Below are 25,679 nucleotides of genomic sequence, written 5' to 3'. Positions count from 1 at the left end.
ACGGAAGTGAGCGGACCTTGAACTTCATCACCATTGGACACCGCGGCGTTATGGGCGTCGAGCCGGAGAACACGCTGCGCTCCTTCACGGCCGCGGAGCGTGCCGGTCTCGACGCGATCGAGCTCGACCTGCATCTGAGCAAGGACGGCGCGCTCGTCGTCATGCACGACGAGCGGGTGGACCGGACGACCGACGGCAGCGGGCCGATCGCCGACAAGACGCTGGAGGAGCTGCGCATCCTGGACGCCGGTCTCGGCGAGCGGGTGCCGGTCTTCGAGGAGGTCCTGGACGCGGTGAAGGCGCCGGTTCAGGCCGAGATCAAGGACGTGCGCGCGGCACGGGTGCTGGCGGAGGTGCTGCGGGCGCGGGACCTGGTGGAACGGGTCGAGGTGATCTCGTTCCACGACGACGCGATCACGGAGGTGGCCCGGCTGGTCCCCGGCGTGCGGACCGCGCTCGTCGCCGAGCACTACGGCCCGGAGGTCGTCGAGCGGGCGGTCGCGGCCGGCGCGGCGACGCTCTGCCTCGACATCCAGCGCCTCACCCTGGAAGTCGTCGAGCGGGCCCGCACGGCGGGCCTCAGGGTCTTCAGCTGGGTGGTGAACACACCGCAGCACCTGCGGCTGGCCCGCGCCCTGGAACTGGACGGCGTCACCACCGACCAGCCAGAAATCAAACGAGCCGGCCGCTTCACGGCGTAGCCCGAGGCGAGGGGGGCGGCCGGGGGCGGGAGCGACCGGGGGGCGGGGCGGCGGAGCCCGCCCGACCGGGGCCCGGTGGCGACCAGGGGGCGGCGGAGCCCGCCCGACCGGGGCCGGTGGCGACCAGGGGGCGGCGGAGCCCGCCCGACCGAGAAGCTGGACGGCGGGGCCCGCCCGACCGGGAGGCTGGACGGCGGGGCACGCTGGAGGCCGCGGCTGCGCCGGTGGAGGCCGGGGCGCCTAGCCCGCCCGGGACCGCGGCGACATAGCCCGCCCGGGGACGGGGCGACATAGCCGGTGGGCACCGGGCCGGCTCAACCACTGTGCAGGGGTGAGGTGAGCGGGCTGCCGGTCAGGCGAGGTCGCTGGGCAGGGGGTTGCCGAGTGGTCGGGCCTCAGGGCTGACTCGGCCGCTGGATGCCGGGGCCGTCCAGCACCCGGTGCTGGCCAGGCGAGCCGCTCGATGCCGGGCGGCCGAGCAGCGCTGGTGCCGGCGGACGAGCCCGCCGACACGGCCTCCGCTGAGCCCGCCGAGCGCCAAGGCGGCACAGCCGACGCGCACCGGATCGGATCCGTCAGCGGAGACCGGGGTGATCGAACGACCGCCACCGGCCGGACCAGCCCGCGGGCACAGCCTCGACCGCCGGAGGCCCAGGGCCAGCCGCCGGCCGCCGGGCCGGCCGGGCCGGCCGAGCCGGCCGCGCCCGCCGAGTACCGGGGCGGCACAGCCACGGGGCGCAGGGCACGGCCGCTGTCGGTCCGGCGAGCCCGGTGGGCGGGGACGGGCGAGCGGTTGGGGCCCGCGGTGGTCGGGCGAGGGGGCTCGTCAGGTGAGCGGCTTCACGAGGAGTTCGAACTGGAGGTCGTCGCGCTGCGGGACGCCGAAGCGCTCGTCGCCGTACGGGAAGGGCGTCATCCGGCCGGTGCGGTGGTAGCCGCGGCGCTCGTACCAGGCGATCAGGTCGTGACGTACGGAGATGACGGTCATGTGCATCTCGGTCGCCCCCCAGGTCGCGACGGCCTGGCGCTCCGCCTCGGCGATGACGGCCTTGCCGAGGCCCCCGCCCTGGCGGGTCGGCCGGACCGCGAACATGCCGAAGTAGGCGTGGGTCCCGCGGTGTTCGAGCTGGCAGCAGGCGACGATCACGCCGTCCTGTTCCACGATGAGCAGCCGGCTGTCGGGCGACTTGACGACCTCCCGCACGCCCTCGGGGTCGGTGCGCTGCCCTTCGAGGATGTCCGCCTCCGTGGTCCACCCGGCCCGGCTGGCGTCTCCGCGGTAGGCCGACTCGATCAGCTCGACCAGGGCGTCGACGTCGGCGTCGGCGGCGTCGCGGAACGTCAGGGCGGTGGTGGGGGGCTCCATGGAACGCTTCTCCCTCTGTCTCGGGGCCGGGGCGGGGCCGTCCCGGACGGTGGGCCGCACGGGCGGGTCGGCCGGGTCGAGGGTAACCCTGCCACTAGGCTCCGGATGTATGGTGCACGTTCTCAGCAGCCGGACACTCCTGCGCCCCACGGACCCCGAACGCTCCCGCGTCTTCTACGGCGAACAGCTCGGCCTCGCCGTCTACCGCGAGTTCGGCACGGGCCCGGAGCGCGGCACCGTCTACTTCCTCGGCGGCGGGTTCCTCGAAGTCTCGGGCCGCTCCGACGCCCCGCCCTCCCCCGCCGTACGCCTGTGGCTCCAGGTCGCCGACGCGGAGGCCGCGCACGAGGAGCTGCGGGGCAACGGCGTACCGATCGTGCGGCCCCCTCTGCGCGAGCCGTGGGGGCTGATCGAGATGTGGGTCGAGGACCCCGACGGCGTCCCGATCGTGCTGGTCGAGATCCCGGCGGACCATCCGCTGCGCTACCGGCCGGGGATCTGAGCCCCCGGGCGCGGAGGCCGCCCGGCGGTAGCGCTCGATGCGGCAGGTCGCCCTCCCCGTGGGATCAGCAGGTCACCGGCCACCGTGGAACCTGGAGCGCGCTTGCGATCAAGCGACCGGTGGCCGCCGCACCCGGGCCGGGCTAGCGTGCTGCGGGGGGCTCATGCTGGGAAGGAACGCCATGAAGCTCGACCGACCGGTGACCGGCGGGCCCTGCTGGACGGAGCTCGGAACCCCTGACATCGAGGCGGCGAAGCGCTTCTACGCGGCCGTCTTCGACTGGCGGCCCGAGACCGATCCGCGCTCCGAGGCCGGCGGCTACACGGTCGCGCACCTCGGCGACGCGGCCGTGGCCGCCCTGACGCCGCTGTACCAGGAGTCGCAGCCGGTGGCCTGGAACGTGTCGTTCGCGGTGGAGGACGCCGACGCGGCGGCACGGCTGGTCCGGGCGGCCGGCGGCACGGTGCTCCTCGGGCCGATGGACGTGCTCGACGTCGGCCGTTTCACCGTGGCCACCGATCCGACGGGCGCGCTCTTCCAGCTGTGGCAGGCGCGCGCCTTCCCCGGCGCCGGGCTGTTCAACGCGCCGGGGTCGCTCGGCTGGGTGGAGCTGATGACCCGTGAGCCGAAGCAGGCCGAGGCCTTCTACACGACCGTGTTCGGCTGGACGGTCAACGCCTCGGAGCGCTACACCCAGTGGGGCATCGCCGGGGACGACTTCGGCGGCATGACGGTGATGGACGACAAGTTCCCGCCCGAGGTGCCGCCGCACTGGCTGCCCTACTTCGCGGTGACGGACGTCGACATCACGGCGGCCGACGCGGCCGGGGCGGGCGGCACCGTCCTGATGGAACCCACCTCCGTTCCCGACGGCCCGCGCATCGCGGTGCTGCGCGATCCCCAGGGGGCCATGTTCGGGGTGTATCTGACCGGCCAGGAGGGCTGACCCACAGTCACCTCACGGTCCTTTCGCCGTTTCTTCCCCACCGCACGCCCTCTGTTCAAGGGGGCGTGCGGTGCGCTATACCTGCTGCGCTTGATTGATTCTGCTCGATGCGGCCCGGCATCAAGCAGTTTCCGTCATCTGACCGTCGATGCCGGGTAGCGCAGGATGCGAAGGGACCGATATGACCGCTCCATCCAGCAGATCCCGCTCGCGCAGCCGAAGGCGCGGCGCCGCCGGCCTGGCCGCGGCGGCCCTGTGCGCGGCGCTCGCCGTCGCGGGCGCGCCCGCCCCGCCCGCGCGGGCCGCCGTCCCGGCCGCGGACGCAGCCGCGGAGGCGGCCCCAGCGGCAGCGGCTTCCACCGTCATCGGAGACGTCACCGGCTTCTCGGCATCGGGGGCCGTGTACACGTTCACCGCGGGCGCGGCCAAGGCCCGCGTGAGTTTCGTGTCGGGTGACACCTTCCGTATCGAGGCCGCGCCCGACGGCACGTTCACCGATCCGGTCGGATCCGACATCGTGCTGCCGCAGGGGGCCGCGCCGGCCACGCGGTGGTCCGATCGCGGGGACCGCTACGAACTCTCCACCGACCAGGTCACGTTGCGCGTGTACAAGGAGCCCCTGCGGTTCGCCCTCTACCGCGCCGACGGCACCCGCCTGTGGGAGGAGGCCCGCGGCCTCAGCTGGGACGGCACCTCCACCACGCAGACGCTGGCGCGCGGCGCCGGCGAGCAGTTCTACGGCGCCGGCGAGCAGAACGGCAGCGGGAACACCTCGCAGCGCGGCAAGACCCTGAAGGTCGGCGTCGACTACAACTGGAACGAGGGCGGACACCCCAACTCGGTGCCGTTCTACCTGTCGTCGGCGGGCTACGGCGTCTACCGCAACACCTACGCGCCGGGGACCTACGCCTTCACCGACCCCGTGACCACCACCGAGCAGGAGAAACGGTTCGACGCCTACTACGTCGCCGGGGCGAGCGCCAAGGACGTCATCGGCAAGTACACCCAGCTCACCGGGCGCCCCATGCTCCCGCCGATCTACGGCCTGGAGATAGGCGACTCCGACTGCTACCTGCACAACGCCAACCGCGGTGAGCGGCACACCCTGGACGCGCTCAAGGTCGCCGACGACTACGTCAAGAACGACATGCCGCTGGGCTGGATGCTGGTCAACGACGGCTACGGCTGCGGGTACGAGAACCTCGCCGAGACGGCGAAGGGGCTCGGCGACCGCGAGATGCAGATGGGGCTGTGGACCGAGGACGGGCTGGACAAGCTCGCCGACCAGGTCAAGGCGGGCCAGCGGGTCGCCAAACTGGACGTGGCCTGGGTCGGCGACGGCTACAAGTTCGCGCTGGACGGATGCAAGGCCGCCTATCGCGGGATCGAGGACAACAGCGACGCCCGCGGGTTCACCTGGGCGCCGGAGAGCTGGTCCGGCGCGCAGCGGTGCGGGGTGCAGTGGAGCGGTGACCAGTCCGGCAGCTGGGACTACATCCGCTGGCAGATCCCCACGTACGCGGGCGCCACGATGTCCGGGCTCGCGTACACCACGGGTGACGTGGACGGGATCTTCGGGGGCAGCGCGAAGACGTATGCGCGCGATCTGCAGTGGAAGGCGTTCCTGCCGGCCGTGATGACGATGGACGGGTGGGCGTCGTCGGACAAGCAGCCGTTCCGCTACGGGGAGCCGTACACGAGCATCAACCGGAAGTACCTGAAGCTGAAGGAGTCGCTGCTGCCGTACATGTACACCTACGCGGCGCAGGCGAACCGGACCGGGGTCGGGGCGGTGCGGCCGCTGGCCCTGGAGTACCCGGACGATCCGGTGGCCGCGTCGGACGCGGCGAAGTACGAGTTCCTCAGCGGTGAGGACTTCCTCGTCGCGCCCGTGTACCGGGACGAGAGCGTGCGGGACGGGATCTATCTGCCGAAGGGCACGTGGGTCGACTACTGGTCGGGGCGGGTGTACCAGGGGCCGACGACGGTGAACGGGTATCAGGCGCCGCTGGACACGCTGCCGTTGTTCGTGAAGGCGGGGGCCGCGGTGCCGATGTGGCCCGGGATCCGCTCGTACCGGGACCGGACGGCGTCGTCGCCGCTGGCCTGGGACGTGTATCCGCAGGGCCGGTCCTCGTTCACGCTGTACGAGGACGACGGGGTGACCCGGCAGCACCGGGCGGGGCGGTACGCCGAGCAGAAGGTGGTCGTGACCGCTCCCGGCAGCGGCGGCGGTGCGGTGCGCATCGACGTCGGCGCGAGCGCGGGCTCGTTCGCGGGCAAGCAGAGCGCGCGGCCGTACCGGTTCACCGTGCACACCGGGTCCGCGCCGGCGCAGGTGCGGCTGGACGGGCGTGCGCTGCCCCGGCAGACGTCCGAGGCCGCGTTCGAGGCGGCCGCTGAGGGCTGGTGGTACGACGCCGGGGACCGCGCCGGGGTCGTGCAGGTGAAGACCCGGGCGCTCAGCACGGCGCGGGCGTTCCGGGTGGACCTGGACGCGGCGAGCGCGGTGGGCGGGCGCGTGCCCGGTGCCGTGGGCACGCTGGACGTGTCGGCCGACGCGGAGATGAGCGCGGGGGTGCCCGGGAAGGTCACGGTGGACTTCACCGCCGGGCGGGCGGGCGCGGAGGACACCGCGGTGTCGCTTGCCGCGCCGGAGGGCTGGACCGTGTCGCCCGCGCGGGTGCCGGGCAGCCTCGACGCCGGTGAGCGGGCGCGCGCCGAGTTCACGGTGACGCCGCCGGCCAGCGCCGCGGTGGGTGAGGCGGTGCTCGGCGCCACCGCGCGGTACCGGGCCGCCGGGGAGCAGAGGGTGACCGTGCAGCGGGCCGCGGTGCGCACCATGCCGAAACCGCCGGCCGGGGACGCGTGGGCGAGCGATCTGCCCTGGCTGAACGCCTCCAACGGCTGGGGGCCGGCCGAACGCGACCGGAGCAACGGCGAGTCCGGGGCGGCCGACGGACACGCGCTCACCCTGAACGGCACCGCCTACGCCAAGGGCATCGGCGCCCATGCCAACTCCGACATCGAGTTCTGGCTGGGCGGGGCGTGCTCGGCGTTCACGGCGACCGTGGGGATCGACGACGAGATCAACGGGTACGGCGGGGTGTCGTTCTCGGTCGTCGCCGACGGCAGGACGCTGTGGTCGTCGCCGACGGTGTCCGGGAAGTCCGATCCGGTGGACGTGAACGTGCCGGTGGGCGGGGCGCGGCATGTGCATCTGGTCGTGACGGATACGGATGGGTCCAAGTCCGGGGATCATGGGGACTGGGCGGGGGCGGCGTTTCACTGCGCGTGAGGCGTCAGCGGGGGGCGGTTGTTCGTGTGCGGGTGAGTGGGGGTTGCTCGCGCCCACGCGGCGGAGCCGCATATCGACACCGCCCCGCGCCCCTTGGATGCCTGCGGCGGCCCGTTGCGGTCGCGTTGTGGCGTGCGTCGCGCCTGCGGCCGGCTTTTGAGTCGGGGACGGGGTGGGGGGTGCGGCAACGTCGTGGCGGGCATATCGGTTCGCTCAGCTGTCGGGAGCAGGCCGGGTCACGTTCGGAGGGACTCCAGGCGGCCCTCCAGGCGGCCCAGCAGGTTGCTCAGGAGGGACGCCAGTTCGTTCTGGTCGGGGTCGTCGAGGGCGGACAGCACCGCCGTCTCGTACGCCAGTTGCTCCGGCAGGATCGCGTCGACCAGGTCGCGGCCGGCGGCTGTGAGGCTGACATGGGAGACGCGGCGGTCGCGGGTGTCGGCGCGGCGGTCGACCAGGCCGCGCTCGGTGAGCTGCTTCAGCCGCTTGGTGACGGCCGCGCCGGAGGAGAACGTCTCGCGGGCCACTTCGCCCGGCGTCAGCTCGTGTCCGGTGCGGCGCAGCGCGCCGAGCAGGTCGAACTCGGCGCGGCTCAGGCCCGCCCGGCGCAGCGGCGCGTCCTCCGCCTGCTGGAGGAGCGCGGCGCAGCGGTTGACCCGGCCGATGATCTCCATCGGGCCGGTGTCGAGGTCGGGGTGGACCGCCCGCCACTGCCGGACGACGGTGGCTACGGTGTCGCCCCTGTCGCCGGCTGCGCCCTGTGCCTCGGTCGCCGTCATGGCCGTACGTCCTCCGCTTCGGTGCGTTTGTTCTGGTCCACGGTCAGGCCCTGGGCTCGTACCGTCGCCGCGAGCGTACGGTGTCCCGCCTGTTCGGTGAGCACCACCCGGTCGTGCGGCAGGGCGCGCTGCCACCACTCGCCGGACGCGGCCTCGGCAGTGGCGCGCAGGTCGACCAGCGCGCCGGCGAGCGCGCGGCGGGCTGCTTCCAGGGCGGCGGGCGAGGTCTGGGGTTCGGTGAGGAGGCGGGCTGCGCGTTCGCGGGCCCGCTCGGCGGTGGTCAGGGCGTGTTCCAGCCGGGCGCCGGAGCGGCGGTTGGTGACGGCCACGGCCGCCACGAAACCGACCAGGGCGCCGACCAGCGTGTCGACCGTGCGCTCGGTGATCAGTTCGGTGGAGTCCTGGAAGCGGGCGAACTCGGTGATCAGCAGTGCCATGGGGGTCACGCAGAGGGTGCCGAGCCAGTAGTTGCGGCCCATCAGCGCCTCCGCGCCGAAGTTGAAGGCCAGGCAGATCAGGACGAGCGCCGCCGGGTGAAGGTGGGCCAGCGGGACCACCGCCGCGAAGACGAGGACGCCGATGACGTTGCCGACCACGCGCTGCACGGCCCGGCTCCAGGTGAGCGTGAGATTGGCCTGGTAGAGGCTGGCCGCGGTGACCAGGGCCCAGTAGGGGCGGCCGACGCCGAGCGCGAGAGAGGCGTAACCGGCCAGGGCGCAGCCGACGAAGGTGCGCACGGCGAGGGGGGTGACGTGGTGGTGGCGGGGGGTGGGGGTGGTGCGCTCCGCTTCCACGCCGAGGAGTTCCTCCGCCTCGCCCGGCAGGTCGTCCACGCGCGGCAGGGGGCCGTTGCCGCGCAGGTCGCGGGCCCAGGCACGCAGGCGTACGGGGTCGCTGTCGGCGGGTGCGGCCAGGGCAACCTCGGCGCGGACGAGGAGGCGTTCCAGGCCGCGCCGGGTGCGGTCGGAGCGCAGGCCCGCGGTGAGCAGGGTCTGCCAGGCGGTCTGGACGGCGGCGGCCGCGGCGCCGCGGGTGTGGGCGTCCCGGGTGGTGGCGTGGGCGGCAGCCGCGGTCAGGGCCTGCGCGGTGGCGCGCCGCTCCGGGCCGTGCGGGCGTACCAGGCCAGGCGCCATGCCGACCAGCCACGCCCAGGCGCCCGCCGCGAGGGCCAGCCCGAGGTGCCCGGGGATCTGGGCGAGCGTCTGGGGGACGAAGAGGGACGCGGAGCTGATGAAGGTGAGGACCACGTTGCCGGGCGGGCCGACGCGGGTGGCGTCGCACACGGCCTTCTGTACGGCGGCCAGCAGTGCGCCGACGGTCACCAGGACGAGCGCGCCGGTGGTCAGCGACGCCGCGACCAGGGCGACGGCGAGGCCGCCGGTCATGCCGAGGACCACCCAGGCCAGCGTCCGGGCCCGGGCGGCGTAGGGACGGTTGTGGGCGTACAGGGCGCACAGGGATCCGGCCATCGTGTACATCGCCAGGTCGAGACGGCCGAGCGCCAGCAGGATCAGGTTCGGCGCCGCCACCGAGACGACGCCGCTCAGGGCGGGCTTGAACCAGATCGGGGAGGGACGGCCGAGCCTGAGGGCTCCGGCGAGGGGGAGAGGACGGAAGTGCATGACATTGAGTTTAACAGGTGTTTTACTCGTGAAATATTTGCCTGCGCGCTCCCTGCGCGCCCCTCGTACCTCTCTGCGCTTGCGTGCGCTCCGGGTGGTCCGGGCATCGCTCCTTCTGGACCGACGGTCGAGCGGGGAGGCGCGCGTGCACGGACCGGCTTCGTCCGGCTTGCTCCTGGTCGCGCTGTGCGCGGCGGCCGGCGCCTACTGCCTGCTGCGCATGCGCGGCGGGACACGGGAGCAGCGCCGGGTCGCGGGCAGTGAGGCGCTGATGGGTTTCGGGATGGCCGCGATGGCGGTCCCGGCGGCGGTGTTCACGCCGCCGGCCTGGGCCTGGCCGGGCTACGCGGTGGTGTTCGGGCTCGCGGCGGTGCGTGCCCTGTGGGCGGCGCGCCGCAGCGCCCACCATCTGCACCATCTGGTGGGGGCGGCGGCCATGGTCTACATGTCCCTGGTGATGGCGGCCGCGCCGGCCCACCATCACACGGGCGGTGGTCTGCCGCTGGTGACGGGGGCGCTGCTGCTCTACTTCGCCGGGTATGTGCTGCTGTCCGGGGCGCGGCTGGTGCCGGTCGCCGCGATGGCCGGCGCTCCGCCCGTGGCGGGCTGGGGCGAACGGCCGGAGGTGACGCGGGCGTGCCGGCTGTCGATGGGCATCGCGATGGTGGCGATGCTGCTGACGTTGTGACGCGTGGGGTGTGTCACTTTGCCCGCACCGCGTGTACCGCCGAGTAGCCCCGGCCTCATAGGCTGCTGCCCATGGTGGTGCCCGCGATGTTGCTGCTGCTCGGCGCCCTGACCGCGGTCGTCGCGCCGCGGCTGCTGGCCAGGGCCGACTGGCCGGACCGTGAACCGGTGGTCGCCCTGTGGGTGTGGCAGTGCGTCGTGGCGGGCGTACTGCTGTGCTGCGCGCTGTCGATGACGCTCAGCGCGGCGGTGGCCTGGCAGGCGGTACGCGGCCATGTGTTCGCCTCGGCGCCGCGGGCCGTGGTGCAGGCTTACGAGCTGGGGGTCGGCGTTCCCTGGGCGGCGACCACCGCCGTCGCGCTGGCGCTGGGCGGGGTGTGGAGCGCGGCGATGCTGGTCCGCGAGGTGGCCCGGGCACGGACACGGCACCGGCTGCGCCGCACCGACCTCCTCGTCCACGCCCCGCGGTTGCCCGGTGAGGCAGGGCAGCGCGGGCGGCTGGTCATCCTGGAGAAGGAGCGCCCGGACGCCTGGTGGCTGCCCGGCGCACCGCCCCGGCTGGTGGTCACCACCGCCGCACTGCGCCGGCTCAAGGGGCGCCAGCTGGACGCGGTCCTCGCGCACGAGCAGGGGCACGCGCGCGCCCGGCACGACTGGCTGCTGCACTGCTCCTCCGCGCTGGCCGGCGGCTTCCCGCAGGTCCCGGTGTTCGCCGCGTTCCGCGACCAGATGCACCGGCTGGTCGAGCTGGCCGCCGACGACACCGCCTCGCGCCGCTTCGGCCGGCTCACCACCGCGCTCGCACTCGTCGAACTCAACGAGGACCGTGGCGTGTTCGGCCCCTGCCCCGGCGGGCACGGGCAGGTGTCGCAGCGCGTGGCCCGGCTGCTCACCGCGCCGGCCCGGCTCACCGCGGCCCGCCGGCTGCGGCTGACGGCCGCGGCCGCGCTGGTGCCGGTGATCCCGCTGCTGGTGGCGTTCGGCCCGGGGCTGCGGGCGATGGGCTGACGCGGGACCGGAGTTGGCCTCGCGGACCGCGTGTCGGCGAGGATCGCGCCATGCACCTTCCGCCCGTCGACGCGCCGCCCCGCTCCCCCGCCCACCGCTTCGCGCTGCGCTGCGCCCTCGTGCTCACGCTGTGCGCGGGACTGCTGACCGCGCTGGTCGCGATCAGATGGCGGCCGCTGACCGGCGCCGACGGCGACATCGCCCGGACCACCCACCGCTGGGCGGTCGGCGGCCCGGGCGTGACGCACGCCTTCCGGGTGCTGACCGACTGGGTGTGGGACCCCACGACGATGCGCCTCCTGTGCGCGGCGGTCGCCGGGTGGCTGCTGTGGCGGCGTGCCGCGTGGTGGACGGCCGTCTGGCTGGTGACGGTGACGGCGCTGGCCGCGGTGGTGCAGCAGGTACTCAAGGCCGCGGTCGACCGGCCCCGCCCGGTGTGGCCCGATCCGGTCGACTCCGCGCACTACGCGGCCTTTCCGTCCGGCCACGCCATGACCGCCACGGTGGTGTGCGGCCTGCTGGTGTGGCTGGTACACGTGTACGGCGCCGGGCCGGCTCTGCGGCGTACGGCATGCGGCGTCGCCGTGATCTCCGTCGCCGGGGCCGGCGTGACCCGGGTGTGGCTCGGCGTGCACTGGGCCTCGGATGTGCTCGGCGGCTGGCTGCTGGGCGCGGCCGTGGTGGCGGGCGCGGTGGCGGCGCATCTGCGGTGGCGGCCGTGAACCGGCGGGTGGGCGGTCACTAGGATCGCCGGCATGACCGCCGTTCTCTTCGACCTCTCCGGCACGCTGTTCCGGATCGAGTCCGTCGACTCGTGGGTGCGCACCGTGCTCGCGCAGGCGGGCGTCACGCTCCCCGAGAGTGAACTGGCCGCCACGGTGCGGGCCTTGGAGGCGGCGGGCGCACTGCCCGGCGGTCCGGAGCCGCAGCGGATCCCCGGCCCTCTCGCCGAGCTGTGGGAGACCCGCGACGAGAGCGGCGCCGGGCACCGGGCCGCCTACACCGGTCTCGCCCGCCAGGTCCCGCTGCCCGACCCGGCCCTGTACGACGCGCTGTACGAGCGGCATCGCACGCCGGGCGCCTGGACGCCGTACCCGGACGCGGCCGAGGTGCTGGGCGCGCTGCGGGAGCGGGGGGTGCGGATCGGCGTGGTGAGCAACATCGGCTGGGACCTGCGGCCCGTCTTCCGCGCGCACGGCCTGGATCCATTTGTCGATACTTATGCGCTGTCGTACGAGCACGGCGTCCGTAAGCCGGACCCGCGGCTGTTCGAGGTCGCCTGTGCCGCGCTGGACGCCGAGCCGGACGAGGTGCTCATGGTCGGCGACTGCCGGCGCGCGGACGGCGGCGCGGCGGCCCTGGGCTGCCGGGTGCACTTCGTGGACCATCTGCCGGCCCATGAACGCCCCGGCGCACTGCGACCCGTCCTGGCCCTGGTGAGCTGAACGCCGCAGCTCACGGGCCGGGCGGTCACTCCAGATAGCCCTCGACCTGCGAGGACGAACGGGCCGCGGCCTCGTCCGGGTTCTCCCCGAACTCCGTCTTCGCGCGCCGCTGCCGCAGCAGGTCCCAGCACCGGTCCAGCTCGTGCTCCAGTTCGGTGAGGCGCTGCCGCTCGGTGACGCCGTCGATCCGGCCGGACGCCAGGTCCTCGCGCAGCCGGTGCTCGTGCTCGACCATCTCCGTGATCCTGCCCAGGATCTTCTGGTCCTGTTCCATCCGCCCACGCCTCCTCGGCCGGCTCTCTCCGCTTCACTCCAGGGAGCCCAGATCTCTCCGCTTCACTCTAGGGAGCCCGAAGCACGCCTGCGACCGAGTCGCCTCACGCGACCCACCCGACGGCGACCCACCCGATTGCCTGAGGCGACCATCCGGGGAAGAGGCGGTCCGCTCTGGACGATCCCCCGCGTCGCCCAGAGCGGACGGCAACGCCGACCGGGGCCCGCACCGGGGCTGGTCGACACGCGTTGAGTATAGTTGGCTGGCAGCCAGTCAACGCAGGAGTTACAGCATGTCCCCGCGCAGCGCCTCGGTCAATGAGGAATTGCGGCGGCGCTCCCGGGAGCGGCTGCTGCAGGCGGCACTCGAGCTGGTCAGGGAGCGCGGCTACGAGGCGACGACGCTCGGCGACATCGCCGACCGCGCGGGCTCGGCCCGCGGACTGGTGTCGTACTACTTCCCCGGCAAGCGCCGGCTGGTGCAGTCCGCCGTGCACCGGCTGATGCACCGCACGCTGGAGGAGGCCCTGGAGCGCGAGCCGCGCACGGACGACGGCCGTGAGCGCATGGCGCGGGCGATCGACGCGATCCTCGGGCTGGCCCGGGACGAACCGGTGCTGATGCGCCAGCACATGGCGGGCCTGCTGCAGGCGGAGGGCTTCGTGCGGTGCCCGGAGCAGCAGCGGCTCGCGGAGCTGCTGCGCGCCACCGTGGACGGGTACGGCTCCCACGACGTCGACCGCGACTACCCGATGCTGCGCTCGGTGCTCATGGGCGCCGTGTACGCGATGGTGCTGCCGAACGTGGCCATGCCGATCTCGGCCATGCGCGCCGAGCTGTTCCAGCGCTACGGGCTGGACCAGGACGCGGGGAACCCGCCGGACGCCGAGGCGACCGGCGGGTGCTGCGAGCAGGATCTGTCCCGCTTCTTCGCGACCGGCGCGCGGCCGGAGGGTCAGCCGAAGTAGTCCGGCTGGGTCTGGACGTTGAGCTCCCGCAGGTGGACCCGGCGGGCCTGGTCGGTGCGGCGGTCGGTGAGCTTCAGGACGTCGAAGCCCTTGGCGATGTCGTTGGAGTAGATGTAGCCGTTGTAGTAGTACGCCGACCACGCACCGCCGACGGTGAGCGTGTCGGTGGTCAGCGGGCCGCGCTCGAAGTAGGCGATCTCCTTCGGGTGCGCGGAGTCGGTGAACTCCCAGACGGAGACGCCGCCCTGGTACCAGGCCTGGACCATGATGTCGCGTCCCTTGACCGGGATCAGCGAGCCGTTGTGGGCCACGCAGTTCTCGGTGTCGGCCTGGTGGCGCGGGATCTTGTAGTAGCCGCGGAAGACGAGCTTTCGCTTCTCGCCCTTGCCGGTGATGTCGTAGATGCCGTCGGCGCCACGGTTCGGACCGGTGGCCGCGTTGCAGGTGGCCGCGCCGCCGCCGCCGAGCTCGTCGGTGAAGACGACCTTGTTCGCCTTCTGGTTGAAGGTCGCCGAGTGCCAGAAGGCGAAGTTGACGTTGTCCTGGACCCGGTCGATGACCTTCGGGTGCTCGGGGTCCTTGACGGAGAACAGGATGCCGTCACCCATGCAGGCGCCGGCCGCGAGGTCCTCGGAGGGCAGGACGGTGAGGTCGTGGCAGCCGGTGGTCTTGGAGACGCCGGGGTTGGTGGGGGCGCCGGGGTTGCCGCCGCCGTCCGGGCCGTCGCCGGGGAAGAGCACCGGGAAGTTCACCACGGCCGCCTTCTCGGGGGCGTCGCGCGGCACCTTGATGACCGAGATCCCGTCGTGCGGCGGCTGACAGTCCGGGTAACTCGCGCTCGGCGAGTAGGAGGAGACGTAGACGTAGACGTTGTCCCGCTTCGGCACCAGCGTGTGGGTGTGCGAGCCGCAGGCGGTCTCGACGGCGGCGACATAGCGGGGGTTGCGCTTGTCGCTGATGTCGAAGACCTTCATGCCCTCCCAGGAGGACTTCTCGGTCGCCGGCTGGGTGGTGCTGTGGCAACTGCTGTCGCTGCGCGAGGAGTCGGTGGACAGGAAGAGAAGGTTGCCGGAGACGGAGATGTCGTTCTGCGAGCCCGGGCAGAGCACCTGGGCAACGGTCTTCGGTGACGCGGGGTTGCCGATGTCGAAGATGCGGAAGCCGTCGTAGTTGCCCGCGAAGGCGTACCGGCCCTGGAAGGCGAGGTCCGAATTGGTGCCGGGCAGCGCGTCCTTGGGGATGTTGGCGAGGTGCTGGACGTTGGCGGAGTGGACGATCTGGTCCTGGCCGGGTATCTCCCCGGCCGCGATCGCCTCGGCCGCCTGCGCCCGGGCGCTGCTGGAGAGTTCCCTCGGTGCGGCCGGGTGGTCGCCCGGGTCGGGGGTGGCGCCGGCCGGCGCGGCAGTGATCAGCGCGGCCAGCAGTCCGGCCGCGGCTGCCACAACACCCAGGCGTCTGCGTCGTGTTCGGGGATCGTGCAGGGTCACTGTGTCCTCCCTCGGTACCGTTCCGGGTCGGAACGGTTCACGCTTCCCCGCAGTATCGTCTTCATCATGCCCAGATCAACAGATGGCAATGGGATCGTCATGAAGAACCCGGGAGGTCGCCTTGCTCCTGCGCCGTGGATCGCGTCCGGTGCTCGCCACGGTCTCGCTGACCGCCCTCGCCCTGCTCACCCTCGGGGGCTGTGACTCCGGTACGGACGCCGGGTCGCCCGCGCCGAGCGGACGGCCCTCGGTGCTGGTGCCGGGCAAGCCGGGCGAGGCGAACCACACGCTCTCAGCCGAGGAGGCGGCACGGCAGCGGGCGGACGACGACACGCCCAACGCGGCGGACGTGTCGTACGCGCGGATGATGATCGCCCATCACGAACAGGCGCTGCGGATGACCGAACTGGCCGCGGATCACGGCCGGTCGGAGGACGTCAAGCGCCTCGCGGCCCGGATCTCGGCCGCTCAGGGCCCGGAGATCGCGACCATGCGGGCCTGGCTGAAGGAGTACGGCAAGGACGAGTCCGGTGGCGGACATGTACACGGCGGCATGCCCGGCATGGCGACCGAGGCGCAGCTGAAACAGCTGGGGGCGGCGCGCGGCTCGGCGTTCGACGCGCTCTTCCTCACCCTGATGATCACCCATCACCAGGGAGCGATCACGATGGCGACGGACGTCAAGGCGCAGGGGAACAACATCCGCATCGAGGAGATGGCCGACGACGTGGTGGCGCAGCAGACGAGCGAGATCACGCGGATGCGGCAGATGCGGTGACGGAAGCGCCGGATGGGGTGTCGGGGGCGCCGCGCCGAATGGGCTGCCGGGCGGGCCGGACGGGGTGATGGGAGGCCGGATGCGGTGACGGGAGGCCGCCGGATGTGGCGACAGGGTGCGCAGGATGCGGTGAGGGGAGACCGCCGGATGTGGCGACAGGGTGCGCAGGATGCGGTGAGGGGAGACCGCTGGAGTGGTGACAGGGTGCGCCGGGCGCGGTGACGGCTAGTCCGCCTTGCGGCGGGCGTGGCGTGGCGTGAGGAATCCGGCGTCGCGGGCCTGGGCGATCAGGCGCAGGGACTTGCGGCGGCTGTGGCCGGTCGCGCACATCACCGCGAGGACCGGGTCGACGCCCTCCTCCTGCGCCGCCCGGTACTCCTGGGCGATCTGCCATCGCCCCTCGATGCCGCGCGGCCAGGCGGGGCGGCCCCGGCGTCCTCCGGGCGGCTCGTCCTCGCCGGCCTCCCCGCGCTCCTCGTCGACGTCGGCGTCCACCCCGCAGGCCTCGAACAGCGGGCTCTCGATCCAGTCCGCGAGCACCGACAGGTCGTCCAGGGACAGCGCGGGCTCCGCCCTGACGTCCTCGATGGACACGCACCCCTCACACACCACGGCGAGCGCCTCGACGCCGGCGCCGTCGGGGAACGCGAGGCGGACGTGGAACCACCTCGTCGCGCCGGCGTCCTCCTGCACTTCCCATGCGGGCGACACGGTGACCGCGCCGTCCGCCTCCGATCGATCGGAAAGATTAAGAAAGGATGCTTCAAGCACACACGCAACGTAACCTCATGATCACATTCCATACGAACGGACACGCATCCGTCCGCCCGGACAGCACCCTGTCAGCGCAGCCCACCCTGCGACGACGGGCCCGGGAAGCCCTCCCTCTGACAGAGGAGTTCCGCCGTGCTCCGTGTCGCCGTCGTCGGTTCCGGCCCGAGCGGGGTCTACACCGCGCAGAGCCTTCTGCAGCTCCACCCCGAGGTGCGCGTCGACGTGCTGGACCGCCTGCCGTGCCCGTTCGGCCTGGTCCGCTACGGCGTCGCCCCCGACCACGAGAAGATCAAGACGCTGCAGCACACCCTCCGCGCGGTCCTGGAGGAGCCCCGGGTCCGCTTTCTGGGCGGGGTCCGGATCGGCGGACCGGGCGGCGTGCCGGGAGCGCGGCTGCGGGAGCTGTACCACGCGGTGGTGTACTGCGTGGGCGCCGCCGCCGACCGGCGCCTGGGCATCCCCGGCGAGGACCTGCCGGGCAGCTGGTCGGCGACGCAGTTCGTGGCCTGGTACAGCGCCCACCCGGACGCCGCCGCCGACGGATGTCTCGGCGGCGCGCGGTCGGCCGTGGTCATCGGCGCGGGGAACGTGGCGGTGGACGTCACCCGGATGCTCGCGCGCGGCCGGGCGGAGCTGAGTCCGACCGACGTACCGCAGGCGGCGCTGACCGCGCTGGCCGCCAGCCGGGTCACCCGGATCCACATGGCGGCCCGGCGCGGCCCGTCCCAGGCCCGCTTCACCACCAAGGAGCTGCGCGAGCTGGGCGCGCTCCCGGACACCGATGTGAGCGTGGACCCGGCGGAGCTGGCCCTGGACCCGGGGTACGCCGATCCCTCGCTGCTGCCGGCGGCGCAGCGTCGCAATGTGGAGGTGCTGGGTGAGTGGGCGGGGCGTGCGGACACCGGCGCCCGGCGCCGGATCGCGCTGCGGTTCTTCCTGCGGCCGGTCGAACTGCTCGCCGACGGGGGCCGGGTGGGCGCGGTGCGCTTCGAGCGGACGGTGCCGGACGGGCGCGGCGGGGTGACGGGAACCGGCCGGTTCGAGGAGGTCCAGGCGCAGCTGGTGCTGCGGTCGGTGGGCTACCGGGGGGTGCCGCTGGAGGGGCTGCCGTTCGACGCGGAGCACGGCACGGTGCCGAATATGGCCGGGCGCGTGCTGCGCGAGGGGGCCGTCGTACCGGGCGTGTACGTGGCGGGCTGGATCAAGCGGGGCCCGACGGGTGTCATCGGCACCAACCGTCCGTGCGCCGGGGAGACGGCGGCCTCGCTGCTGGCGGACGCTCCCGCGCTCGTGGCCGCCGAGCTGCCCGGCGATCCGCTGGACGCGCTGCGGGCGGCGCGGGCCGAGCCGGTCGAGTGGGCGGGCTGGCTGGAGATCGAGCGGGCGGAGGCGCGGCTCGGAGCGTCGCTCGGGCGCTCGGTGGTCAAGCTGCCCGACTGGCGCTCCCTCATGGCCGCGGCACGCACCGCGACCCGGTGAGGGGCGTCGCGTCACGGGCGAGCGGGCGGGGTCAGTCGAGCGGGACGGCTTGAGCCGGCGAGGGCGGCGTGAGCCAGGGCGGGCGGGGTCCGTCGAAGACCGGTCGGGTTGAGCGGGAGGCCGACGGGGTCAGGCGAGCCGGGTGACCTCACGGGCGGCGGCGTCCAGGAGGGCGTCGAGCAGGCCGGGGAAGAGGCCTTCCAGGTCGTCGCGGCGCAGGCCGTTCAACTTGGCGGTGCCCTGGTAGGCCTGGCGGATCACCCCGGCCTCGCGCAGCACCCGGAAGTGGTGCGTGGTGGTCGACTTGGTGACCGGCAGATCGAACTGCGAGCAGGACAACTCTTCGGTCGCGACGGCCAGTTCGCGCACGATGCTCAGTCGCATGGGGTCGGACAGAGCGTGCAGCACAGCCTCCAGCCGGATCTCCTCCCGCGCCGGGTGCGGGAGCTCACGGCCGCTGACGGCGGGGGTGGCGGGGGCGGGGGTCACGGCGGGCTCCAGTTCGTCGGATGCCCCTCATTGTACGAAGGCTTTCGTAGTTTGACATCCACCGTACTACGACGGCTATCGTACGAGTCGACCACCGGTCCCGTGACGAATGGAGTCCGCCGTGAGTGCGCTCTTCGAGCCCTACACCCTGCGCGAAGTGACCATCCCCAACCGGGTGTGGATGCCGCCGATGTGCCAGTACTCGGCCGCGCCCGAGGGGCCCGAGGCCGGGATGCCGCACGACTGGCACTTCGCGCACTACGCGGCCCGCGCGGCCGGCGGCACGGGCCTGATCATCGTCGAGGCCACGGCCGTCTCGCCCGAGGGCCGGATCTCGCCGTACGACCTCGGCCTCTGGAACGACACCCAGGTCGAAGCGTTCCGCCGCATCACCGGCTTCCTCGTCGGCCAGGGCACGGTGCCGGGGATCCAGCTCGGGCACGGCGGCCGCAAGGCCTCCACCGACCGGCCCTGGAAGGGCGGGGCGCCGGTCGGGCCCGACGCGCACGGCTGGCAGCCGGTCGGGCCGAGCGCCCTCGCCTTCGACGAGCGGCACCCGGTGCCCACCGAGCTGACGGCCGAGCAGATCAGGGAGATCGTCGGCCAGTTCGCGGACGCCGCCCGGCGCGCCCTGGCCGCGGGCTTCGAGATCGTCGAGATCCACGGCGCCCACGGCTACCTGATCAGCGAGTTCCTCTCCCCGCACTCCAACCGCCGCACCGACGCCTACGGCGGGTCCTTCGAGAACCGCACGCGTTTCCCGCTCGAGGTCGTCGACGCCGTACGCGAGGTGTGGCCGGACGACAAGCCGCTGTTCTTCCGTATCTCGGCGACCGACTGGCTGGAGGAGGGCGGCTGGACCGCCGACGACACCGTGCGCTTCGCGCGGGAGCTGCACGCCCACGGTGTCGACCTGCTCGACGTCTCCACCGGCGGCAACGCCTCCGGTGTGCGCATCCCGGCCGAGCCCGGCTACCAGGTGCCGTTCGCGGCGCGGGTCAAGGCGGAGACACCGCTGCCGGTGGCCGCCGTCGGCCTGATCACCGAGCCGGAGCAGGCGGCGAAGATCCTGGCCAACGGCGAGGCGGACGCGGTCCTCCTCGGCCGCGAACTGCTCCGCAACCCGTCCTGGGCCCGGCACGCGGCGCGCCGCCTGGGCGGCGAGGTCCACGTACCGGACCAGTACCACCGGTCGGTCTGAGCGGGGGACGAGGGACCTGGCCGGTCGTCCCGCCTGGCAGAGTGAGCGGGGGCGGTGGGGGGCGCCGGTCGTCCCGCCGGGCAGAGTGAGCGAGGGCGCGAGGCCGGCCGGCCGTTCCGCCGGGCGGAGGGAGCGGGGGCAAGAGGCCTGGCCGGCCGTCCCGCCGGGCGGAATGAGCGGGGGCGGTGGGGGCGGCGGGTAGCACCGATCCGGGCGGCCTTGGACGGTCGGCCGAGAGGGGCGGCCTGCCGTGCCTGCGGCCGGGCGGGGGCCCACCGCAGCGGCGCTTCGGTGCATGCGGCGCGGGCACGCGGGCGTCCCGGCGGCGGCTTCCGATCCCTACGGCGCGACGTGGAGCCGACACCCCGTCCGTGCGGCCGGAACGACGCCAGCGGCTCGCGTTCGACGGCTCCCTACGGCGCGGGGCCATAGCCGCGTGGTCGACCTGCGTCAGGCGCGGCGGCGCCCCGCGCGCGGTCGGCCTGAGCCAGATATCAAGGCACTCCGTCCGCGCCAGGGCGTCCCCGTCCGCTCGCACGGGACGGTCGCGCACCGGCGACCTGGGGCAGACGGCGGCGCCGCGTACGCGGTCAGCCCGAGCCAGGCGCCCCGGCACTCCATCCGCACGACGGCGTCCCTCCACACGCGCGGCACGGTCGCGCCCCAGCGACCAGGCGCAGACGGCGACGCCCCGCACGCGGTCAACCCGAGCCAGGCGCCCCGGCACTCCATCCGCACGACGGCGTCCCCGGCCGGTCGCGTGGTCGGGCGCGCATCGGTGTGGTGGGCCGCACGGGTGCGTCCGCGCGGTCGGCCGGCCCGCGGGCGCCGTGGCGGTCAGCGGGCGGCCGATGTCGTCGCTCCGATGGCCCCGGCCCTCACCGTGTCAGCTTCAGGACCGTCTGTTCCAGGCGCGGCAGTGCTCGCTGGCCGGCGAGGGCCAGGGCGATCGCCATGGCCACGCCGGCCCAGGCCAGCGGGCCGAGCGGGGTGCAGCCGAAGACCTGGCTGGCGCCCGGTGTCTGGACCAGCAGGACCAGCGCCGCAGCCGATCCGAGGACGGTGGCGCGCACGAGCGGGCTGCCCCGGCGGTCGGCCAGCGTCTGCGCGAGTTGCGTGCCGACCACCGCGCACAGCGCCATCGTCGTGGAGCGGCGGGTCGTACCCGGGGTGAACCGGCCGAACAGCCAGGCGACCACCGCGCCCAGGCACGTCGTCAGGGCGCGGTGCCGGATCTGCTCGATCAGCGGCTCGCCCAGCATCGACGAGCCCAGCGGCCCGCTCGCCTCGTCGGTCGGGTCCTTCTCCGGGGTCACCGCGACGGCCATCGCCGGGAACAGGTCCGTGAACAGGTTCACCAGCAGCATCTGCCGCGTGGACAGCGGCGCCCGGCCTCCGAGCAGGGTGCCGACGATGCCGAAGCCGACCTCGCCCGCGTTGCCGCCGATCAGGATGGCGATGGCGTCGGCGACGCTGTGCCACAGGGCGCGGCCCTCGCCGACCGCCTCGACGAGGACACCGAGGTCGTCGTCGGTCAGCACCAGGTCGGCGGCGTTGCGGGCGGCCGCCGAGCCGCGTGCGTTGATGCCGACCCCGATGTCGGCGGCGCGGATCGCGGCGGCGTCGTTGGCGCCGTCGCCGACCATCGCGACCACCCGGCCCGCGTCCCGCAGCGCCTCGACGACCTGGAGTTTCTGCTCCGGCGCGACCCGGGCCACGACACCGCAGTCACCCAGCATGCGGGCGCGTTCGGCCCGGTCGGCGGCGGCCAGTTCGTCGCCGGTGACCACACCGGTGTCCTCCGGCCAGCCCAGCTCGACGGCGATCGCCCGGGCGGTCTGCGGGTGGTCGCCGGTCAGCATGACGGGTCGTACCCCCGCCTCGCGCAGCCCGTGCACGAGCGCGTTGGAGGTGTCGCGGGCCACGTCCGCGAGCGCGACCAGACCGGTGAACTCCAGCTCGCGCAACGGCATTTCGAGGGCGTCCGCGCCGGACTCCGCGTCGTTCAGGCGGCGTTCGGCGACGGCCAGCACGCGCAGTCCGTCGGCGGCCAGCGCGTGCGCGGTGTCGGACGCCTCACCGGCCCGGTCACCGCAGGCGGGCAGGACGTTCTCCGGGGCGCCCTTGACCACCAGGACGCGTCCGCCGTCCGCGGCATGCCCCACGGCGGCGGCGTACCCGCGGGCGGCCTCGAACGGCAGCGCTTCCTCCTGCGTCCACTCCGGATCGTCCGCGGCGGCCTCCAGTACGGCCTCGTCGGTGGCGTGCACCGGGCGGTCGGAACCGCCGTTCATCTGCGGGCAGGCGCGCGCCGCCTGCACCAGGGTGCGGCTGCCGGGGGCCTCGTCGCGCTTGCGGACCGTGCCGTCGGCGTCGGTGACCCGCACCAGGCGCAGCCGGTTCTCGGTGAGGGTGCCCGTCTTGTCGAAGCAGATCGTGTCCATCCGGCCGAGGGCCTCCAGCGTGCGCGGCGCCCGCACCAGCACCCCGCGCCGGCTGAGCCGGCGGGCCGCCGCGAGCTGCGCCACCGTCGCCACCAGCGGCAGCCCCTCGGGTACGGCGGCCACGGCGACCGCCACTCCCCCACTGACCGCCTCACGGATCGGCGTGCCGCGCAGCAGCGAAATACCGGTCACGGCGGCGCCACCGGCCAGGGTCAGCGGCAGGGCCTTGCGGGTGAGTTCCTGCAGCCGGGCCTGCACGCCCGCCGAGGGCGGCTTCCGGGCGGCCAGGTGGACCGCGCGGGACGCCTCCGTGCGTTCACCGGTCTCGACGACGACCGCGCGGGCGTTTCCGGCCACCACGGTCGTTCCCTCGAAGACCATGCAGCGCCGCTCGGCCACCGCGGCGGCCGGGCAGGCGTCGGTGGCCTTGTCCACCGGCAGCGACTCGCCGGTCAGCGCGGACTCGTCGACCTCCAGCCCGTCCGCCCACAGCAGCCGGGCGTCGGCCGGGACGACGTCGTCCGCCTTGAGGTCGATGACGTCGCCGGGGTGCAGCTTGGCGGCGTCGACCGTGCGCGATGCGTGCCACTCGTCCGACGTGAGGCGGGCCTTGCGCTTGTGCTCGGCGAGCAGCCCGGACAGCGCCCGCTCGGCGCGCAGCCGCTGGATGCCGCCGACCAGCGCGTTCAGGTCGAGCGCGCCAACCACCAGCAGCGCGTCCGCCGCCGAGCCGAGGATCGCCTCGGCGGCCGAGCCGACGGTCAGGACCGGCGTGAGCGGGTCCTGGAGCTCGCCCCGTACCGCCCGGGCCAGCTGGAAGGTCCAGCGCACCGGCGCGAGTGCGGGAACCTTCCCGGCGCGCTTGGCCACCTGGCGCACCCGGCCCGACGTCTGCTCCCGCAGGGACGGCCGTTCCTCACCGCGCCTCGCCAGCCGCTCCCGTACGGCGTCGGTCTCCAGGGCGTGCCAGGCGACGCGTTCGCGGGGGCGCGGGGCGCGGGCGACCGACACGCCGAGTGCCGCCCGGGCACCGCTCAGCAGCGCGGCGGCCGCGCTCACGTCCACCGGGGCGTGCCGCAGTCCGGGGATCATCGGGGAGCGCCGGCCACGGCGGGCCTCGCCGACCGCCACCAGCAGGCCGGACAGGGCGGCACCGGAGCGGGCCAGCGTCTGTGACCTGTGGCCCACGTCCCGCGCCACCGGCACCGCCCGCAGCAGCCGCCACACGTCGGGCAGGCCGCCCGGGGCCACCAGGTCCGCGCCCCAGACCACGGCGGCGTCACCGTCGGCGAGCGCCACGGCGACGTCACCGGCGAGCAGCCCGGTCAGCACGTCGTGGTCCTCGGCCGCGGCCGCTCGGGCGACGGTGAGCACCGCGCCGCGTTCCCGCAGCCGTTCCACGGCCTCCCCCAGCGGCCGGTCGGCGGGCACCAGATGGTCGGCGAGTCCGGTGAAGTCCGCGAGCGCGGGGTCGTCGACCATCACCACGCGCAGTCCGGCGGCGCGCGCGGCGTCCAGCACGGCCTCGGCCCACGGGTCGGGCCCCGCGCCGGGGGTGCGCAGCGCGCTCGGGTGCAGCAGCACCGACTGGACCGTCTCCAGCTGCCGCAGCCGCTCGCTGTCCCGGACGAGGACACCGGTGCGGGCGAGGGCCAGGCCCAGGAAGGCGTTGAAGGCGGCGGGGCCGTAGCGAGCCGCCTTGGGCGAGCCGGCGAGGACCGCCTCGGCCGCCTCGTTCACATCGTGTTTGACGAGCAGCGCCGCGACGGCGCCCAGCACGCTGCCGGCGCCCGCGTGTGCCGCGTACTCCTGGGCCGGGGTGCCGCGCAGCGGCGGGCGCGGACGGGCACTCGCGTGCACGCCGGGGCGCTCCGGCGCGCACAGCTGGTCGTGGCCCGCGTCGAACGCCGCCGAGCGCGCCACCGTCTCCGCCAGCTGACAGGCGCGCAGCGTGCCGTCCAGCACGAGTCCGGTCGGCGTCTGCCCGGCGCCGTGGGCGGCCGCGTTGGCGGCGGCCAGCAGCAGGTCCATGCGGGAGCGGCCGAAGCGGCGACGCAGCCAGGAGCGGACGCGCGGGTTCTCGCGCAGCAGGGTCACGCCTGCCGTCACGAGGCGTGGCGAGGGCGGAAGGCGCAGAGCGTACGCGGTCAGCGCGGCCCCGGTTCCGGCCACGTCGGTCAGCAGCGCCAGCGTGGCGGTGCGCACACCGGCCGGGTCACCCGGGTGCGGGAACTCCTCGATGTCCACGTCGGAGGGATCCGCCGTGCTCAGGCCGTGGCGTTCGGCCAGGGCGGTGGCGTGGTCGACGACCCGGTCGGTCAGGGCGTCCTCGGTCGCCGACACCACCAGCCGGGCCAGTCCGCCGTCCCAGTACGCGAAGGCGACGTCGGGCCGTTCGGCCAGGATGCGCGCCACCCGCCGCGCCGCCTCCTCCAGCCCGCCCGCCCGCCGTACGTGTTCCTCCCCGGCCGGTCGCAGCGCGAGATGCGCCCGTCGGCCGGACCGCCAGTGGCTGCCCGCGCCCGGCAGCGCGCCGCGGGTGACACGGCCGACCCTGACCGCCGTGTCCGCGCCGCGCACCCCGGCCCGGGCCGCGCCGGCGGCCGCGCCCGCGGCCAGGCCGACGGCACCGGCGGCCAGGTCGGCGGCGGGCGCGAGACCGCGCGCCAGCAGCCCGGGCCCGGCCGGCAGGACGGCGGCGGCCGCCGCGGGAAGCTTCAGCAAGCCCAACGCCATGGAATCCTCACTCTTCGCCGTGTCGCTCTTCGCCGTGTCGCGGCCGGATGTCCGGGGTGGACGCTCCCGCCCTGGTCCTCGTCGGGGACGCGGTGGTCCGCCGCGTCCGGGTGCCGGAGTGGTACATGCCCGACGCCCGGGACGCGCTGAGCGCCGCGCTCTTCGCCACCTGCTTGGCGGCGCTCTTCGCCACGGCGGCGTCATGCCGCGAGGCGGAGACGCGAGCGCGGTCGGAGGCGTCGGCCGCCGCGTGGGCGGGGGTGTCGGCGGCTGGGTATGCGGGGATGTCGGTAGTCGCGTACGCGGGGCTGTCCGTAGTCGCGTGCGCGCGGCTGTCGGCGGCCGGGTGCGTCGGGCTGTCGGCCGGGGCGTGGCCGGCCATGGTGCCCGGGGCCTGCTCCGCTGCCCCGGCGCCCTCCCCCGCCCCGGACCGTGGCTGGGTCAGCCAGGCCACCGCCGCGCCGGTGACGGCGACGGGCCACTCCACCACGCCCGCGACGCCGAGCACCCCGGCGCCGGTGTACACCGCCAGTCGCCGGCCGCGCGGGGACACGGCCCCGATTCTGTTCAGCGCCCCGCCGGCCGCCCGGCCGACGAGCCCCGCGCCGGGCAACCGCCGCAGCGCCGAGGCGGCGGTGCGCAGCGGCTGCGGGAGCGTCGCCGTGGGCGACTGCTGCGTTGCCATGGCTGTCCTCACCT

General features: G+C 74.3%; 21 protein-coding genes. 12 read left to right on the top strand and 9 right to left on the bottom strand.

Going from position 1 to position 25,679, the window contains the following annotated elements; translation table 11 throughout:
- The first annotated feature begins 17 nt into the window (after positions 1-17).
- Positions 18-701 carry a glycerophosphodiester phosphodiesterase gene (locus AC0B9F_RS23285; RefSeq protein ID WP_472005594.1) on the top strand — a complete coding sequence of 228 codons (684 nt, stop codon included), beginning with the start codon at positions 18-20 and terminating at the stop codon, positions 699-701.
- An 826-nt stretch (positions 702-1,527) separates the two neighbouring features.
- Here the strand turns inward: AC0B9F_RS23285 and AC0B9F_RS23280 are convergent.
- Complete coding sequence (locus AC0B9F_RS23280) at positions 1,528-2,067, bottom strand: GNAT family N-acetyltransferase (protein WP_472005592.1); 540 nt, start codon at positions 2,065-2,067, stop codon at positions 1,528-1,530.
- 109 nt (positions 2,068-2,176) lie between these two features.
- Between AC0B9F_RS23280 and AC0B9F_RS23275 the strand changes: the two genes are divergently transcribed.
- The 3 genes from AC0B9F_RS23275 (at position 2,177) to AC0B9F_RS23265 (ending at position 6,813) form a co-directional block, all read left to right on the top strand.
- Positions 2,177-2,569 (top strand): VOC family protein, encoded by a 393-nt coding sequence (locus AC0B9F_RS23275; RefSeq protein ID WP_472005590.1) that lies wholly within the window; start codon positions 2,177-2,179, stop codon positions 2,567-2,569.
- Positions 2,570-2,750: 181 nt separating this feature from the next.
- Positions 2,751-3,515, top strand: coding sequence for a VOC family protein (locus tag AC0B9F_RS23270; RefSeq protein WP_472005588.1), 765 nt, complete (start codon positions 2,751-2,753; stop codon positions 3,513-3,515).
- Positions 3,516-3,696: 181 nt separating this feature from the next.
- Positions 3,697-6,813, top strand: a complete 3,117-nt coding sequence (locus tag AC0B9F_RS23265) for an NPCBM/NEW2 domain-containing protein (protein WP_472005586.1) — start codon at positions 3,697-3,699, stop codon at positions 6,811-6,813.
- A 236-nt stretch (positions 6,814-7,049) separates the two neighbouring features.
- Here AC0B9F_RS23265 and AC0B9F_RS23260 read toward each other — a convergent pair whose 3' ends face one another.
- Positions 7,050-7,589 (bottom strand): MarR family winged helix-turn-helix transcriptional regulator, encoded by a 540-nt coding sequence (locus AC0B9F_RS23260; protein WP_472005584.1) that lies wholly within the window; start codon positions 7,587-7,589, stop codon positions 7,050-7,052.
- On the bottom strand, positions 7,586-9,211 hold the full coding sequence (locus tag AC0B9F_RS23255) for an FUSC family protein (protein WP_472005582.1): 1,626 nt from the start codon (positions 9,209-9,211) through the stop codon (positions 7,586-7,588). The genes AC0B9F_RS23260 and AC0B9F_RS23255 overlap by 4 nt, the downstream gene beginning before the upstream one ends.
- 145 nt (positions 9,212-9,356) lie before the next feature.
- Here AC0B9F_RS23255 and AC0B9F_RS23250 point away from each other — a divergent pair, with 145 nt between their 5' ends.
- The 4 genes from AC0B9F_RS23250 to AC0B9F_RS23235 all read left to right on the top strand — a co-directional run bounded on the left by AC0B9F_RS23250 (position 9,357) and on the right by AC0B9F_RS23235 (position 12,351).
- Positions 9,357-9,899, top strand: a complete 543-nt coding sequence (locus tag AC0B9F_RS23250; RefSeq protein WP_472005580.1) for a DUF5134 domain-containing protein — start codon at positions 9,357-9,359, stop codon at positions 9,897-9,899.
- Between the two features lie 71 nt (positions 9,900-9,970).
- Positions 9,971-10,906, top strand: a complete 936-nt coding sequence (locus AC0B9F_RS23245; RefSeq protein WP_472005577.1) for a M56 family metallopeptidase — start codon at positions 9,971-9,973, stop codon at positions 10,904-10,906.
- A 50-nt stretch (positions 10,907-10,956) separates the two neighbouring features.
- Positions 10,957-11,628, top strand: coding sequence for a phosphatase PAP2 family protein (locus AC0B9F_RS23240; RefSeq protein ID WP_472005574.1), 672 nt, complete (start codon positions 10,957-10,959; stop codon positions 11,626-11,628).
- Between the two features lie 33 nt (positions 11,629-11,661).
- On the top strand, positions 11,662-12,351 hold the full coding sequence (locus AC0B9F_RS23235; RefSeq protein WP_472005572.1) for an HAD family hydrolase: 690 nt from the start codon (positions 11,662-11,664) through the stop codon (positions 12,349-12,351).
- A gap of 25 nt (positions 12,352-12,376) precedes the next feature.
- On the opposite strand, the gene AC0B9F_RS23230 is transcribed toward AC0B9F_RS23235, so the two are convergent.
- On the bottom strand, positions 12,377-12,625 hold the full coding sequence (locus AC0B9F_RS23230; protein ID WP_472005570.1) for a DUF2630 family protein: 249 nt from the start codon (positions 12,623-12,625) through the stop codon (positions 12,377-12,379).
- 292 nt (positions 12,626-12,917) lie between these two features.
- Between AC0B9F_RS23230 and AC0B9F_RS23225 the strand changes: the two genes are divergently transcribed.
- On the top strand, positions 12,918-13,592 hold the full coding sequence (locus AC0B9F_RS23225; protein WP_472005568.1) for a TetR/AcrR family transcriptional regulator: 675 nt from the start codon (positions 12,918-12,920) through the stop codon (positions 13,590-13,592).
- Here AC0B9F_RS23225 and AC0B9F_RS23220 read toward each other — a convergent pair.
- Entirely contained in the window at positions 13,580-15,079 is a 1,500-nt protein-coding gene (locus tag AC0B9F_RS23220; protein ID WP_472005566.1) for an LVIVD repeat-containing protein, read from the bottom strand. The genes AC0B9F_RS23225 and AC0B9F_RS23220 overlap by 13 nt on opposite strands.
- Before the next feature lie 121 nt (positions 15,080-15,200).
- Between AC0B9F_RS23220 and AC0B9F_RS23215 the strand changes: the two genes are divergently transcribed.
- A complete protein-coding gene (locus tag AC0B9F_RS23215) occupies positions 15,201-15,857 on the top strand; it encodes a DUF305 domain-containing protein (RefSeq protein WP_472005564.1) in 657 nt (218 codons plus the stop codon).
- Positions 15,858-16,082: 225 nt separating this feature from the next.
- On the opposite strand, the gene AC0B9F_RS23210 is transcribed toward AC0B9F_RS23215, so the two are convergent.
- Positions 16,083-16,568: a DUF6214 family protein gene (locus AC0B9F_RS23210; RefSeq protein WP_472005562.1), complete on the bottom strand. Its 486-nt coding sequence runs from the start codon at positions 16,566-16,568 to the stop codon at positions 16,083-16,085.
- 195 nt (positions 16,569-16,763) lie between these two features.
- On the opposite strand from AC0B9F_RS23210, the gene AC0B9F_RS23205 reads away from it, so the two are divergent.
- Positions 16,764-18,110 carry an FAD-dependent oxidoreductase gene (locus tag AC0B9F_RS23205; RefSeq protein ID WP_472005560.1) on the top strand — a complete coding sequence of 449 codons (1,347 nt, stop codon included), beginning with the start codon at positions 16,764-16,766 and terminating at the stop codon, positions 18,108-18,110.
- Between the two features lie 129 nt (positions 18,111-18,239).
- On the opposite strand, the gene AC0B9F_RS23200 is transcribed toward AC0B9F_RS23205, so the two are convergent.
- Positions 18,240-18,599: an ArsR/SmtB family transcription factor gene (locus AC0B9F_RS23200; protein ID WP_472005558.1), complete on the bottom strand. Its 360-nt coding sequence runs from the start codon at positions 18,597-18,599 to the stop codon at positions 18,240-18,242.
- A 121-nt stretch (positions 18,600-18,720) separates the two neighbouring features.
- Between AC0B9F_RS23200 and AC0B9F_RS23195 the strand changes: the two genes are divergently transcribed.
- On the top strand, positions 18,721-19,800 hold the full coding sequence (locus tag AC0B9F_RS23195) for an NADH:flavin oxidoreductase/NADH oxidase (protein ID WP_472005556.1): 1,080 nt from the start codon (positions 18,721-18,723) through the stop codon (positions 19,798-19,800).
- Positions 19,801-20,678: 878 nt separating this feature from the next.
- On the opposite strand, the gene AC0B9F_RS23190 is transcribed toward AC0B9F_RS23195, so the two are convergent.
- On the bottom strand, positions 20,679-24,980 hold the full coding sequence (locus tag AC0B9F_RS23190; RefSeq protein ID WP_472005554.1) for an HAD-IC family P-type ATPase: 4,302 nt from the start codon (positions 24,978-24,980) through the stop codon (positions 20,679-20,681).
- A gap of 7 nt (positions 24,981-24,987) precedes the next feature.
- Positions 24,988-25,665: a hypothetical protein gene (locus AC0B9F_RS23185; RefSeq protein ID WP_472005552.1), complete on the bottom strand. Its 678-nt coding sequence runs from the start codon at positions 25,663-25,665 to the stop codon at positions 24,988-24,990.
- Positions 25,666-25,679 lie beyond the last annotated feature (14 nt).

This window comes from Streptomyces sp. NPDC097129 (genome assembly GCF_055668065.1).
This window is presented reverse-complemented; position numbering and strand designations above follow the sequence as displayed.